Origin of the sequence: Pseudohalioglobus sediminis (assembly GCF_008370495.1) — a bacterium.
Lineage (GTDB): Bacteria > Pseudomonadota > Gammaproteobacteria > Pseudomonadales > Halieaceae > Halioglobus.
The window spans coordinates 515,795-529,456 of the sequence record NZ_VTUX01000002.1; the positions used below are offsets into that span (position 1 = coordinate 515,795).

Sequence of the window (13,662 nt, forward strand, 5' to 3'; positions counted from 1 at the left end):
TTCATACTAGCGCTTGAATTCCGCGATTCCGCGGTAGGGTGCGCGGCTGCCGAGTTCGGCCTCAATCCGCAACAGCCGGTTGTACTTGGCCACGCGATCGGAACGACACAGGGAGCCGGTCTTGATCTGCCCTGCGGCCGTGGCCACGGCAAGATCGGCTATGGTTGTGTCCTCGGTCTCGCCCGAGCGATGTGAAATAACAGCGGTATATCCCGCTGCCTTGGCCATGGCGATGGCATCCAGTGTTTCTGACAGGCTGCCGATCTGGTTGAACTTGATCAGAATGGAGTTGGCCACGCCGTTGTCGATACCGCGCTTGAGAATCTGGGTATTGGTTACGAACAGGTCATCCCCTACCAGCTGCACCTTGTCACCGATCTTGTCGGTCAGCAGCTTCCACCCATCCCAGTCTGATTCATCGAGACCATCCTCTATAGAGATAATGGGGTGACTGCCAGCCAGTTCGGCCAGGTAATCGGTGAAGGAATCGGAACTGAACTGTTTGCCCTCTCCCGCGAGGTCATAGACTCCGTCCTGGTAGAATTCAGAGGCCGCGCAATCGAGTGCCAGGGTGATGTCGCTACCCAGTTTATAGCCTGCCTTCTCCACCGCCTCGGCAATGGCTTCCAGGGCCGCCTCGTTGGAAGGCAGGTTGGGCGCAAAACCACCCTCGTCGCCCACGGCGGTGTTCAGGCCGCGCGCTGACAAAACCTTTTTCAACTGGTGGAATATCTCGGCGCCGGCACGCAGTGCCTCGGCGAAGCTTGGCGCCGCCACCGGCTGCACCATGAACTCCTGTATATCCACATTATTGTCTGCGTGCTCGCCGCCGTTGAGGATATTCATCATTGGCACAGGCATGCTGAATTCGCTGCTGCCATTGATATCGGCAATGTGCTGGTAGAGGGGCACGCCTTTCGCCTGTGCCGCTGCCTTGGCCGCCGCGAGAGACACTGCGAGTATGGCGTTGGCGCCGAGTTCACCCTTGTTCTCGGTGCCGTCGGCGTCGATCATGGCCTGGTCCAGCGCACGCTGGGCAGTGGCATCCATGCCCAGCAGCAGCTCGCGAATGGGGCCATTGACGTTGCCAACTGCCTGCAGGACACCTTTACCCAGATAACGGGCACTGTCGCCGTCGCGCAATTCCAGTGCCTCGCGCGAGCCGGTGGAGGCGCCCGATGGCGCACAGGCACTGCCGACGTGGCCTGATTCCAGGGTCACCTCGGCCATAACTGTCGGGTTACCGCGGGAATCCATGACCTCAAAGGCCTGCACGTTTGCGATGTTACTCATTGGGAAAACTCCGTATTGTCTAATCGATTTGCAGGGGTGGTAGCGACTTGACCAGGTCGTCAACGGCCTTGACCTGGGCCAGGAACGGCTCCAGCTGGTCCAGCGGCAAAGCGCTGGGGCCGTCACACAAGGCCTTGTCCGGCTCGGGGTGCGCTTCCAGGAACAGGCCGGCGAGGCCCACAGCCATGCCGGAGCGCGCCAGTTCAGCGACTTGCGCGCGGCGGCCGCCGGAGGCCGCGCCGCCGGGATCGCGACACTGCAGGGCATGGGTCACGTCAAAGACCAGAGGCACGTTGTCACAGGCCTGCTTCATGACACCGAAGCCGAGCATGTCTACCACCAGGTTGTCGTAGCCGAAATTGCTGCCGCGCTCACACAGCAGAATTCGCGTGTTGCCACACTCGGCAAACTTGTCGACCACATTGGACATCTGCGAGGGGCTGAGGAACTGCGGTTTCTTGACGTTGATGATCGCGCCAGTGGCCGCCATCGCCGCCACCAGGTCGGTCTGGCGGGCCAGGAATGCCGGTAACTGGATAATATCCGCCACTTCCGCTGCCGGTGCGGCCTCTTCCGGACTGTGCACATCGGTGATCACGGGCACGCCGAACGTGGCTTTAACCTCGGCAAGAATTGACAGGCCCTCTTCCAGCCCCGGCCCGCGAAACGAGTGAATCGAAGAGCGGTTGGCCTTGTCGTATGACGCCTTGAACACGTAGGGAATACCCAGTTCAGCGCATACCGAAACATACTGTTCCGCCACTGCCAGCGCAAAATCCCGGCTTTCCAACACATTGACCCCGCCCAACAGGACAAAAGGTGCCCTGTTATCGAAACGGATGTCTCCAAGGGTGACAGTCTGGTCAGTCACGGCGTGTCCTCTGTATTAACCGGAGGCGGTTCAGGCTGTCCCGGCCCCGGCATGCTTGATGGCTGCCTCAATATAGCTGGTAAACAGCGGGTGGCCACCGCGTGGGCGGGACGTGAACTCCGGATGGAACTGGCAGGCTATGAACCAGGGATGATCAGGCAGCTCAATCATCTCTACCAGGGAGCGATCGGCCGACCAGCCGGCCACCCTCAGGCCAGCGCCGCACAATTGATCGAGGTAGTTGTTATTGACCTCATAGCGGTGACGATGGCGCTCGTTGATGGTCTCGGCACCGTAAATATCGTGCACCCGGGTGCCGGGTTCCAGGTGACAGGGCTGGGCGCCAAGGCGCATGGTACCGCCCAGATCCGACGAGGAGTCGCGCTGTTCCTTGCTGCCGTCGGCGTTCTGCCACTCGGTGATAAGGCCGACAATGGGGTGCGGTGTCGCTGCATCCATCTCGGTTGAATGCGCCCCCTCCAGGCCACACACATTGCGCGCATACTCTACCAGCGCCACGTGCATACCCAGGCAGATACCGAGGAAGGGAATATTGTGTTCGCGCGCATAGCGGACCGCGGTGATCTTGCCTTCGGTACCGCGATCGCCAAAGCCGCCCGGTACCAGTATGGCGTCGACACCTTCCAGTGCCCCGGTGCCGTCACGCTCGATGTCTTCGGCGTCAATGTGGTCAATGCGCACGTTGGTGAGCGTCTGCAGACCGGCATGCACCAGCGCTTCATTGAGCGACTTGTAGGCGTCGAGCAGGTCCATGTATTTGCCGACCATGGCCACCCGAACCTCGCCCGCGGTCTCACAAAACTCGCGCTCGATGACCTCGTCCCATTCAGAGAGGTCTGCCGGCGGACAGTCCAGGCCGAAGCGCTCGACAACAAAATCATCGAGGCCAAACCCGCGCAGCATGCCGGGAATACGATAAATGGAATCAGCATCGATCAAAGGGATGACCGCACGCTCTTCCACGTTGGTAAACAGGGATATCTTCTTGCGCGCGCTCTCCTCGATATCCACCGTACAGCGACACAGCAGGATATCCGGCTGCAGACCCAGCGCACGCAACTCCTTGACCGAGTGCTGGGTGGGCTTGGTCTTGATCTCGCCGGCGGTGGCGATGTAGGGCACCAGTGTAAGGTGCATGAGCAGCGCCCGGCTGGGCCCCATCTCAACCTTGAGCTGCCGTGCCGCCTCCAGGAATGGCAGCCCCTCGATGTCACCGACCGTGCCGCCTATCTCGATCACGGCCACATCGGCATCACCCGCCCCGAGTATTACCCGGCGCTTGATTTCATCGGTAATGTGCGGAATCACCTGCACGGTACCACCGAGGTAGTCGCCGCGGCGCTCCTTGCGCAGCACCGTGTTGTAGACACGCCCGGTAGTGAAGTTGTTACTGCGCTTCATGGTGGTATGGGTGAAGCGCTCGTAGTGACCGAGGTCGAGATCTGTCTCCGCGCCGTCCTCGGTGACAAACACCTCGCCATGCTGGAACGGGCTCATGGTTCCAGGGTCGACATTGATGTAGGGGTCCAACTTGAGCAAGGTCACCTTGAGGCCACGTGCTTCGAGCACGGCTGCAAGGGACGCCGCGGCGATGCCCTTACCCAATGAGGAAACCACACCACCGGTGACGAAGACGTAACGCGTCATGAGAAGCCTTTAACTACGCTGTATTTCCGGACACACAGCCCTTCCACACCGCTCTCTGCGGAGCGCTGGAAATGCTGCAAAAAGATGGGACGACAGATTAGCAGAAAGGCGCTGGCAGCTCAATCAAATCCGTCATTGACCGCGGGCTCCCAGACCAGCTGCCACGGCGCTTCGGCCTCTTCACCCTGTTCACCCCAGCGTGAACTGTGGCAGGGCCACAACCCACCCACGGCAAGCAGTTGATTCTCCAGGTACAGCAACGGCACGCGCTCGCGCCACCAGGGCGGTATGGCCTCCTCCTGCAGCCACTTTTTCAGGCTGGCGCTGCGCCGTCCGCCTGCGGAGCGGGCCCTTTCGCCGCCACGGCGCCAGCGTATTTCGGTCTCCTCGTCCGCCGCCAGCCAGATACCTGGCCCGGCACAGCGCTGCAGGGAAACCTCACCAACGCCCTCTATCTGCCGGGTTTCCCCTGGCGCCAGGGTGAGCACCTCTTCCGGCTCACTGTCGCGTCGCGGCAGCAGATATATCGCATCGCGATAACGCTGCAGGCAATAACTACCGGTGTCCAGCAGCGGCTGTCCGCTGCGGGCGGCCTTGCGCAACTGGCGCAGGAATTCCTGCAACTGGGCGCTGTCAGGGGCTTGCATGCCACCCCGCTTCAACCATGCGCGAATCAGCTGGGCGGCATACTGGTCGTCAGCGTCCTGCAAAAATGCCAGATTCAGGCCCGGGTCGCCCAGCACACTGAAACAGGTCTCGGGTAAATCGAGCGCCTGCTCGAGCGCAACGGCGGCGCCAGCGAGGTGCTCGCTGGCTCTGATCACCGTTTTGCGATAGCCAGGCCAACGCTTCGCCAGCAGCGGTAACACTTCCCTGCGCAGGAAATTGCGGTCGATCGCGGTGTCCTCGTTGGAGGGATCATCGATATAGCGCAGGCCGCTGCTGTCGACATGGTGCTGCAGCTGCGCTCGGGTACAATCCAGCAAGGGACGACTGAGAATTCCGCGCCCCAGCTCTCGCTGGCGCGGCATCGCACCCAGGCCGTCGACGCCAGCCCCGCGCAACAGGCGCAGGAAAAAGGTTTCTACCTGGTCATCCAGGTGCTGGCCCAGGAACAGCACGTGGCCCTCCTCCAGTTGCTGTTCAAACAGCGCGTAACGCGCCTCCCGGGCGGCCGCCTCACTGCCTTTACCCGCAGGTTCCACCGCGGCGGACAAGGCCAGGAAGGGAATATCGAGAAAGCGACAGATCCACGCGCAGTGGTTTTCCCACTCGGACGCAGAGGCCTGCAGGCCGTGGTTGATATGCAATGCAGTAAGCGGTGGCGGATCGGGCTGCGCCTTGCGCCAGCTGTTAACCAGGTGCAGTAAGGCTGTCGAGTCCACGCCGCCGCTAAAGCCGACCCACCATTGCGGTGCCGCGGCGTGCTCAGCAAGCGCCGCGGCGAGGTGTTTACGGTTTATCCCGCCGGGCATCGCTCACTCCGGGGCACCGTGAACTCAGTTGCCGTAGGAGAGCAGCCGCTGGTAGCGCTGGTCCAGCAGTTCTTCCAGGGCTAGCTGCCGGAGTACGTCCAATTGCTCGGTAAGGTGGGCCTTGATACGCTCGGACATGAGGTCCACATCGCGATGCGCGCCACCCAGCGGCTCGGGGATGGTGGCATCGACGATGCCGAGGTCCTGCAGCACCGAGGACGTCACACCCATCGCCTCGGCGGCATCGGGCGCATTGGCCGAATCTTTCCAGATAATATTGGCGCAGCCCTCAGGGGAAATCACGAAGTAGGTGGAATACTGCAGCATCGCCAGGTGATCCCCCACGCCGATGCCCAGGGCACCACCGGAGCTGCCTTCGCCAATGACGATACAGATAACCGGCGTTTTCAGGCGCGACATCACGGCCAGGTTCTGGGCAATGGACTCGCTGATACCGCGCTCCTCGGAATCGATACCGGGATAGGCCCCGGGCGTATCGATAAGGGTAATCACCGGCAGCTTGAATCGTTCCGCCATCTCCATCAGCCGCAGGGCCTTGCGGTAGCCCTCGGGCTTGGGCATGCCAAAATTGCGCATCACCTTGTCTTTGACCGCGCGTCCTTTTTCCTGGCCGATCACCATCACCGGCTCACCGTTGAGGCGCGCTATGCCGCCGACAATGGCGTTGTCGTCACCGAAATGCCGGTCACCATGCAGTTCATCGAACTCAGTGAATATCCGCGGAATGTAATCCATGCTGTAGGGGCGCAGAGGGTGTCTCGCGACCTTGACGATGTCCCAGGAACTGAGATTGGAGTAGATTTTCTCCGTCAGCTTGGTGCTTTTCTGCTTGAGCGTCTCGATTTCTTCACTGATGTTGAGCTCGTTATCCGAGCCGACATGCTGTAGCTCCTCGATCTTCACCTCGAGTTCAGCGATCGGTTGTTCGAAATCCAGGTAGTTGGGGTTCATTGCTGCGGGGACCCTGCTGTTATTGATGGCGCCCAGTGTAACCAATAAACGGCAGGCGGACCATGCCGGGGCCCCTGTCGGCGGCGGACCAGCGAACCGCGGCGCGTGGCACCCCGCCCCTACCCCGCCAGGTAGAGGCGCACATCGCGAAACTCCGCCGATTCATCGAGGTCCGGCAGCGTACAACTCTCGCGGCGGTCTATCTGCCTGTAGGGGGGATGATCGAAGTGCTTCACGCGGGAGTCGGCGATCAGCACCTGCGGGGCGCGCTCGACAAAGCGCTGCAGCCAGCAAAAATTCTCCCTGTCATACAGCACATCGGCGACGATGATCATGTCGATCTCGCCCTGCACGGCAAAGAAATCATCTGCGTATTGCAGCGTAACGCCGTTCAGCTCCGCATTAAGGCGCGTCGCCTCCAGCGCCAACGGGTCGATATCACAGGCGATCACCTCGCGTGCTCCGGCCAGTGCCGCCGCCACAGCGACCACGCCGGAACCGCAGCCAAAATCCAGCACGCGCTTGTTGCGCACACGCTCAGGCCGGGTCAGCAGGTAACGCGCCAGCACCTGGCCGGAGGCCCAGCAGAACACCCAGTAAAGTGGGTTATCCATTACCCGTTGCATCACCTCGGAGGTGAGGTCCCCCTGCGGGTAGTCCGCGGATAACAGCAGCAGTTCCAGCTGTGGCGTCTCCGGCAGGGCCATTACCTCCAGGCGGGCGCCGGGCAGGATGGCCCGCAGGCGGGCTTGCAGTTGTTCATGGCAGAGAGACATGGCCGGGCATTATACGCTTGTTATCTTTCCCGCTGCGCTTACACTAGCCGCCATGCCAGATCAGCCACCCTACCTAGTGCCCCACAGCAAGGAAGCCATTCGTATCCTGTACCGGGACGATGACCTGTTGCTGGTGCGCAAGCCCGACCTGTTGCTGTCCATACCCGGCCGCCATCCCCTGAACAAGGATTGCCTGATTACTCGCCTGCAGCAGCGCTATCCGAGCGCCAGCATCGTCCACCGGCTGGACCTCGACACCTCCGGCATCATGGTCATCCCGTTGAACAAGCCGAGCCACGCCCATATCAGTCGGCAGTTCCAGGAACGCCGGGTTGCCAAGAGCTATCACGCCGTGGTCTATGGTGTGGTGGCTGCGGACTCAGGAGAAGTGGAACTGCCGATCCGCTGCGACTGGGAAAACCGGCCGCTGCAGATGATTGATCATGAACGCGGCAAGTACGCGCTGACACGCTACACCGTGCTCTCGCGTGAGCACGACCGAACGCGACTGCTGCTGCAACCGGTCACGGGGCGCTCGCACCAGTTGCGTATTCATATGCGGGAACTTGGGCACCCGATACTTGGCTGCGACATGTATGCGCACGAGGAAGCGCTGGCCATGGCGGACCGCCTGCTGCTGCACGCCACCACCCTGGGCTTTGAGCATCCCACCACGGGGGAATGGCTGAGCGGGGAATGTCCGCCGGACTTCTAGGCGAACCTGAACGGCGATTGCTTTCTGGGCGGCGCAGAACGATCCGGTGGCTAGGGCTGGGGCGCGGGGGATTCTCTCCAGCGACGTCGGCGGCCAGGGACGGCCGCCGTCGAGCCTGACACGGACGTCTGCTTTTTGGCGTTCGCAGGAGGGAATCCCCCGCGCCCCAGCCCGATTAGCGTGCACCAAACATCGCATCGCGGGGCCAACCGCACCCGGGACTCCTAAAACTGATTCAACACAAAACCGATCACCATGACCTGTGGCACGGTAACCAGCGGCAGGAACAGGGCGATTTTCCAGGACCGCGTGGTATCACGGATCGACATCACCTCGGTGTAGTCCGTGGCCACGCCCGCCATCAGGAAGGTAAACGCGTTGCCCGGGGCGTTGGCACGATTCATCAGGTCAGCGGCGATGGGCGTGGAGCCCTCCGAGCACACTTCGATGATAGTGGTGGCCAGCAGGGTCAACCAAAGGCCGGCAAAGGTGGCACCGAACCAGGCGGCAAAAGCGTCCTCAGGCACCAGGGCACGGATCAGGCCGGCAAGGATCAGGCCAAACAGCGACCAGCGGATAACCACTCTCGAGCCGATAAAACCCTCACGCAAAATGTCGGACGTGCCGCTGGCGGAAAAGCGCATGGACTGTCTGAGTTCGCGCCACATGTCTCCCAGCGGACGCTCCTCCCCCAACTCGTCGCGCCAGGGGTTGCCCGGCAGGGTACCGCGCGCTTCCAGGGCATTGAAGACCAGCCCGGTGATAATACCTATCACCAGTGAAAGTAGAATGAACAGCAAGGTCCAGCCGACACCGATCAAGCCAAACAGGATCAGCGTAAGCGAAAACGAGTTCCACGGACTGGCCAACAGGAACGCCATCACCTGGCCGACGCTGGCACCGCGTTCATACAGCTTCATGCCCACGGCGAGGATCCCGTGGCTACAGAGATCGAGAAACACCCCGGCCATTGTGGCGCGGAACAGTCCCGAGAGCCCGCCGTCGCGGCCGAGCACGCCCATCACCAGCTCGCGCGGTATACGACTGAGTAAGCCGACAAATACGATACCGAGGGCAATACCCCACCACATGGCATTGAACAACTCGAACACGCCACCGGTGAATGTGCTGACTGCGCTGCCGTGCTGGTGGGGCAGGAAAGCGCCCATGGGATAGGCGATAGCCACGATGACCAGACACGTCCAGAAAAAGTAGTCCCGGCGGGCGGGCGTTTCACAACAGCTGTCAGCGGCGGCGTCGTCATGGCAACTGGCCGCCGGCCGTGCATCGCCGTCACAGCAGCCACCGGACGCTGCCGGCTGCGCTTTGGTAGCCGTGGGTTCGCTAGCGTGGCAGCAGGTTGATTCTCCCTGGGTCCCGGTGCTCATTGCGCACCCTCCCGGCTGCCGGCCAGGTCATCGAGAATGGCGCACTCGGGGCCTTCGTCACCGTGACAACGGCTGGCCATATCCTGCAGCACCTGCTGCATTGCCTGCAACGAATCGATGCGTTCCTGCAATTGTGCGCTTTTCTCCAGCACCAGCGAGCGCGCATGCCGACTCTGGCGCGCGCTGTCCCGGTGCAGTTCAAGCAACTGACGGCATTCGTCCAGGTCAAAACCGACGTCGCGAGCGCGCGCCAGAAACTGCAGTTCTTCCACCGCGGCCTGGCCATACTGCCGGTAGCCGTTGGCGCCGCGCGTGGCCTGCGCGATCAAACCGATCTCTTCGTAATAGCGAATGGTCTTGCTGCTGAGCCCGCTGCGCCGGGCCGCTTCGGAAATGTTCATAGCTGCCTCCTTTGCCTCATGCCCTCAATGTAAACCTTCCAGTGACTGGAAGGTCAAGACCCGTTTTCACTGCCTCAGGATTGCTTTTGAGGCTGGCAGGAAACGCTGCGCTTCGCGGTCAAGGCTGGACGGCAATGAGGCAAGCGGCAGCAGGCGGCCAGCCAGCCAATGTGGATACTGGTCGAGATAATGCTCACTGAGGAAATGCCCCGACTGCCCGCCGGGTATCACCGCCTGCACCGACGGCACCGCCCCCATTTCTGCTACCACACGTACGGTAGCACCGCTGTTGACAGCGAAGGGGCTGGCGTAACTGTAACGGGCGCGACCGACCGTGGAGACGCTGCCCCCCCAGGGCGCGTCTCCGGCGTCGAGCAAGCTGGCGAGCACCGGTGAGACCGCGCCCAGGGAATGCCGCAAGCGCACGTGCTGCTGGCGATCCAGGCGCCATGCGCCGGGCTCCGGGCCCTGCTCATCAGCGATCCGTGTCATGGCACGGTGCAATGCTGCCGCAATGATCCCTGCTCGCTGCCCACGCCACCAGGGCGACTCAGGTGCGTGCAACAACAGGTGATCGAGAGCGTGGTTGAGCAGGTAGGCACGGCGCAGCAAACGTGGATACAGTTCCCCCAGTCGCTGCGCAAATACCTCTTCCGACAGTGCCACGTACCAGCTCTGGAACAGCAAGGCCGCGGCGCTGCCTCGTGCTGCAACGGGCTCTTCAAGCCATTGGGTCAGTAACTCAATGCCCGCTTCGAGCAGCGGCTCCTTACTCGCAGGTAACGCCGCCAACAGCGTCGGCAACAGCAGTTGCGCCTGGCCATCAGTCCAATCGATCTGCAGCACCCGCATATCCTCCAGTGACAACGACTCAGCCTTCCCCAGCACCTGCTGGATACGGGCAATGCGATAAGGCGCGGCATTGTCTGCAGAGACCAGTGGGCCCTGGCCAGCCGGGTTGACCCGGGAATTGGCGGCCGCGAGGAAACCAGCCGGGGGATTGTTGCGGCGAGGCATGGCCGAGGGGGGGACCAGGCCCTGCCACACCGCCGCCGGTGAGCTGCCATCCTGCGGCATCAGGCCCTGTCCCCTGCCCCGCTGCGGCAACACGCCGGCGGTACGAAAGCCGATGGTGCCGTGGCGGTCCGCATAGGTAGCATTGAGTGTTGGCGCGGGAAAAGCATCCAGCGCCACATTGAACTCATCCCAGTTCCCGGCGAGGTTGAAATCGAGCATGCTATCGAGGCTGGGTGCGGGCATCCGGTGCACCGTCCAGGCCAGGCTGAGCGCGGGTGTCTCGCTAACCAGCGGGCCATTGTGCGTATGCACGATCTCCAGGCGTTCTGTGGCGCCGCCACGCACCGGTATGTCGACAGTCTCAACGCGTGCCCGGCGCCATGTGTTACCGAAACGGAATAGCAGCGGGTCCTGTTCTGAGCGGGTCTCAACGAATACGTCCTGGGTATCGCCAATGTTGGTAAAGCCCCAGGCGATGTTTTCGTTGTAGCCGTTGATGACACCCGGCATCCCAGGCACCGACCAGCCGCGCAGTTGTCGATTGTCACCGAAGAAGAGGTGTACCTCGTAAAACAAATTGGGCAGGCCCAGTTCATCGTGCGAGTCGAAGGCGAACAACGGCAGACCGGATGTACTTTTTCCAGCGCCTACCACCCAACCATTGCTGCCAAAGCCCAGCCGTGGCATCAGCGGATTCACGCCGGGATCGGTGAGCGCCACCGCATCGAGCACCTCGCCGAGGGCCACACTATCGCTGCCTGCATCCAGCACAAAGGGGTATTCGTAGCGGCCACTGTCGTCGGTGAGAAAAGCGGCCATCTCATCCACCTCCAGTACCCCGGCCAGGGCCAGACGCAGCAGTTCGTTGTCGAGATTGTTCGCTGACTGGTGGGCCATGAGGGCACCCAGCGCAAATACATCGCGCCGCTGCCAGGAAGGACGCGCCTGGCCAAGCAGTAAAAACTCCGGCGGCAGCAGTCGCAGGCCGGCAATACCGGCATTCACGCCCTCCAGGTACGCATCCACCGCCGCCAGCGTGGCCGGCGAGGCGTGACTTTCCAACCGGCCGGCCAGTTGCGGGACACCCGCGCGCCACAGCTGCTTGTCCGTTTCCAGCAGGTCGGCACCGAGCATTTCGGCGAGCCGCCCGCGGCCGGCACGACGCAGCATCTCCATTTGCCACAGGCGATGCGTGGCGTGAAGCCAGCCCTGTACCCGCAGCGCATCGGCGAGCCCGGCAGCCTCGACATAAGGGCGCTGCCATGCGTCATAGCGAAGGGTCGCCTCGGACTGCAGCCCGGCCAGCGCCGTGGCCTGCTCCTGGCGCGGAAACGACTGCCGTAGCAGTATCCAGGCGACCAGCGCAATACCGACCAGCGCGAGCAGCAGGTAGCGTATAAAGCGTGCGAAGTTCATCAAAAACGCTGCAGGCCCAGGATCCAGCCCACATGGCGACGCATCAGCCGTTGCACATGCTCGTCATTCACCTGATCGACCGGTATACCCAACGCCTGGTATTCCATTGAGGTGATAGTGTCGAGCAACAGTTCCGCATCGATCTCAGGGTCGTGCCGGTTAAAACGGGAGCAGAGGTCGACCAGCGGCGCCAATAACCTGGCGCGGTGGGCTTCCACCCGCGCGCGCAACTCCGGTGACAGCCTGGCCTGGGTGAAGAAAATCTGCTCGACCGCAAGGCCCACCGGCTTCTCGCGCACCTGGGCGAGGATATAGTCGCTGGCCTCTCCGGCAAGGTACCCGGCCAGTGTTTCCCGCACCTCGCGCTTGCGCAGTTGCGCCCCGTTGTAAGCGTCCAGACGAGTGAAAATCCGCTGCCACAGCTGTTCGATATCGGGCCGCATATGCTCGGAAAACTGCTCGAAAGCCTCTCCGATAAGGGACTCGATATCTTTGAAGTAATACGTGGTCAGGGACAACTGCACGCCAGCCTCCCTGGCGATCGCCCGATGGGTAACTCCGCGCAAACCCTCGTTGGCTATCACGTTGAACACCGCCTGCAATATTCGATTGCGTGTGCGTTCACCCTTGGCGCGCCGGGTGCGACTGTCTGCCTGCGCAGCTCTACTCGTGGACAAATCCGCCTCTCTACCGGTATGTCACTGCCCCGGCCAGCATGTTATTAGTACGATCGTGCAATTATAAGAGTCGCGAGGACGAACGCAAATCATCGCCTTCAGCGCATGGAAAATTCTCGCTCCAGATGTTCCGCGAAGAGTCGCGCGCGCGTACTGGCAGCCTCCGGCTGATCAGTAACGAGATAGTGCGACAGCCTGGCTTCGACGCTGGGCTCCCCCAGGGCCACCAGTACCCCATTGCGCAGGTCCGCGCCCACTTCGATCCGGTCTGCCAGAAAAACGCCACAGCCATCGCGCGCTGCGCAGATACCCAGATAGGAGTCGCGCACATGCAGGTGACTTCCTGATGGCGACGGGTCCAGGCCTGCGTTCGCCAACCACCGCTGCCAGCGATCGTGCCGGTCGTGAATCAATGGCAGGCGCAGGATATCAGTCGCCCGCCCGCTCCAGGCGCCCTGGGGAATGAGCGCGGGACTGGCCACCGGCGCATAGCGCTCGCGAAACAGTTCCCGCACCACGCGACGCGGCGCATCGGGCTCACCGAAGCAGACCGCGACCTCGATCTCGGCGGGTATCGCTCTCTGCATCGGCTGGATATCTTCCAGCCTGACTTCGATCCCGGGATAACGACGCTGGAAGTCCCCTACCAGTGCCAGCAGCCAGCAAGCGGAGATCGACGGCGAAGCGCCGATCACCAGTCCCCCGTGCAGCGAGCCCGGATCGATGGCCAACGCGCCCTCGGCCAGCCGGTCGAGGGCATCACTCACCACCGACAACAGGCGCCGGCCCTGCTCGGTCAGTGCCAGGCCGCGCCCGCTGCGCTCAAACAGCCTCACATCCAGCTGGGACTCCAGCTGGCGAATCTGCCGGGACACCGCGCCATGGGTGACGCCCAGCTCCTCGGCTGCTCGTCGCATGTGGCAGTGCCTGGCGGCGGCCTCGAAACTGCGCAGCGCGTTCAGGGGAAGATTTCGGCGGCTCACTTGCTTCATG

12 protein-coding genes are annotated in these 13,662 nt (G+C 62.2%); 1 reads left to right on the forward strand and 11 read right to left on the reverse strand.

Features of this window, described 5'->3' with window-relative positions; genetic code table 11:
• Positions 1-6 precede the first annotated feature (6 nt).
• The 6 genes from eno to F0M18_RS06365 all read right to left on the reverse strand — a co-directional run bounded on the left by eno (position 7) and on the right by F0M18_RS06365 (position 7,055).
• The gene (gene eno, locus F0M18_RS06340) at positions 7-1,293 is read right to left on the reverse strand and encodes a phosphopyruvate hydratase (RefSeq protein ID WP_149610557.1); all 1,287 of its coding nucleotides are present in this window, start codon (positions 1,291-1,293) and stop codon (positions 7-9) included.
• A 19-nt stretch (positions 1,294-1,312) separates the two neighbouring features.
• Positions 1,313-2,164, reverse strand: coding sequence for a 3-deoxy-8-phosphooctulonate synthase (gene kdsA / locus F0M18_RS06345; protein WP_149610558.1), 852 nt, complete (start codon positions 2,162-2,164; stop codon positions 1,313-1,315).
• Between the two features lie 30 nt (positions 2,165-2,194).
• Positions 2,195-3,832, reverse strand: a complete 1,638-nt coding sequence (locus F0M18_RS06350; protein WP_149610559.1) for a CTP synthase — start codon at positions 3,830-3,832, stop codon at positions 2,195-2,197.
• A gap of 119 nt (positions 3,833-3,951) precedes the next feature.
• The gene (gene tilS / locus F0M18_RS06355) at positions 3,952-5,307 is read right to left on the reverse strand and encodes a tRNA lysidine(34) synthetase TilS (RefSeq protein ID WP_149610560.1); all 1,356 of its coding nucleotides are present in this window, start codon (positions 5,305-5,307) and stop codon (positions 3,952-3,954) included.
• A gap of 24 nt (positions 5,308-5,331) precedes the next feature.
• A complete protein-coding gene (locus tag F0M18_RS06360) occupies positions 5,332-6,279 on the reverse strand; it encodes an acetyl-CoA carboxylase carboxyltransferase subunit alpha (RefSeq protein ID WP_149610561.1) in 948 nt (315 codons plus the stop codon).
• Positions 6,280-6,398: 119 nt separating this feature from the next.
• Complete coding sequence (locus F0M18_RS06365; protein ID WP_149610562.1) at positions 6,399-7,055, reverse strand: class I SAM-dependent methyltransferase; 657 nt, start codon at positions 7,053-7,055, stop codon at positions 6,399-6,401.
• 52 nt (positions 7,056-7,107) lie between these two features.
• Between F0M18_RS06365 and F0M18_RS06370 the strand changes: the two genes are divergently transcribed.
• Positions 7,108-7,770, forward strand: a complete 663-nt coding sequence (locus tag F0M18_RS06370) for a pseudouridine synthase (protein WP_149610563.1) — start codon at positions 7,108-7,110, stop codon at positions 7,768-7,770.
• 224 nt (positions 7,771-7,994) lie between these two features.
• On the opposite strand, the gene F0M18_RS06375 is transcribed toward F0M18_RS06370, so the two are convergent.
• The 5 genes from F0M18_RS06375 to F0M18_RS06395 form a co-directional block, all read right to left on the reverse strand.
• Positions 7,995-9,158 carry a permease gene (locus F0M18_RS06375; protein WP_149610564.1) on the reverse strand — a complete coding sequence of 388 codons (1,164 nt, stop codon included), beginning with the start codon at positions 9,156-9,158 and terminating at the stop codon, positions 7,995-7,997.
• The gene (gene cueR, locus F0M18_RS06380; RefSeq protein ID WP_149610565.1) at positions 9,155-9,559 is read right to left on the reverse strand and encodes a Cu(I)-responsive transcriptional regulator; all 405 of its coding nucleotides are present in this window, start codon (positions 9,557-9,559) and stop codon (positions 9,155-9,157) included. The genes F0M18_RS06375 and cueR overlap by 4 nt, the downstream gene beginning before the upstream one ends.
• A 66-nt stretch (positions 9,560-9,625) precedes the next feature.
• Entirely contained in the window at positions 9,626-11,992 is a 2,367-nt protein-coding gene (locus F0M18_RS06385) for a penicillin acylase family protein (protein ID WP_149610566.1), read from the reverse strand.
• Complete coding sequence (locus tag F0M18_RS06390) at positions 11,992-12,669, reverse strand: TetR/AcrR family transcriptional regulator (RefSeq protein ID WP_149610567.1); 678 nt, start codon at positions 12,667-12,669, stop codon at positions 11,992-11,994. Before F0M18_RS06390 ends, F0M18_RS06385 begins: the two co-directional genes overlap by 1 nt.
• 98 nt (positions 12,670-12,767) lie before the next feature.
• Positions 12,768-13,661 (reverse strand): LysR substrate-binding domain-containing protein, encoded by an 894-nt coding sequence (locus tag F0M18_RS06395; protein ID WP_149610568.1) that lies wholly within the window; start codon positions 13,659-13,661, stop codon positions 12,768-12,770.
• Position 13,662: the final 1 nt, after the last annotated feature.

What these genes read in the sequence shown, in the direction of transcription:
- F0M18_RS06370 (WP_149610563.1), top strand. Translation starts at nt 7,108, where the DNA reads ATGCCAGATCAGCCACCCTACCTAGTGCCCCACAGCAAGGAAGCCATT.
- F0M18_RS06375 (WP_149610564.1), bottom strand. Translation starts at nt 9,158, where the DNA reads ATGAGCACCGGGACCCAGGGAGAATCAACCTGCTGCCACGCTAGCGAA.
- F0M18_RS06360 (WP_149610561.1), bottom strand. Translation starts at nt 6,279, where the DNA reads ATGAACCCCAACTACCTGGATTTCGAACAACCGATCGCTGAACTCGAG.
- F0M18_RS06385 (WP_149610566.1), bottom strand. Translation starts at nt 11,992, where the DNA reads ATGAACTTCGCACGCTTTATACGCTACCTGCTGCTCGCGCTGGTCGGT.
- cueR (WP_149610565.1), bottom strand. Translation starts at nt 9,559, where the DNA reads ATGAACATTTCCGAAGCGGCCCGGCGCAGCGGGCTCAGCAGCAAGACC.
- F0M18_RS06365 (WP_149610562.1), bottom strand. Translation starts at nt 7,055, where the DNA reads ATGTCTCTCTGCCATGAACAACTGCAAGCCCGCCTGCGGGCCATCCTG.
- tilS (WP_149610560.1), bottom strand. Translation starts at nt 5,307, where the DNA reads ATGCCCGGCGGGATAAACCGTAAACACCTCGCCGCGGCGCTTGCTGAG.
- F0M18_RS06395 (WP_149610568.1), bottom strand. Translation starts at nt 13,661, where the DNA reads ATGAAGCAAGTGAGCCGCCGAAATCTTCCCCTGAACGCGCTGCGCAGT.
- F0M18_RS06350 (WP_149610559.1), bottom strand. Translation starts at nt 3,832, where the DNA reads ATGACGCGTTACGTCTTCGTCACCGGTGGTGTGGTTTCCTCATTGGGT.
- eno (WP_149610557.1), bottom strand. Translation starts at nt 1,293, where the DNA reads ATGAGTAACATCGCAAACGTGCAGGCCTTTGAGGTCATGGATTCCCGC.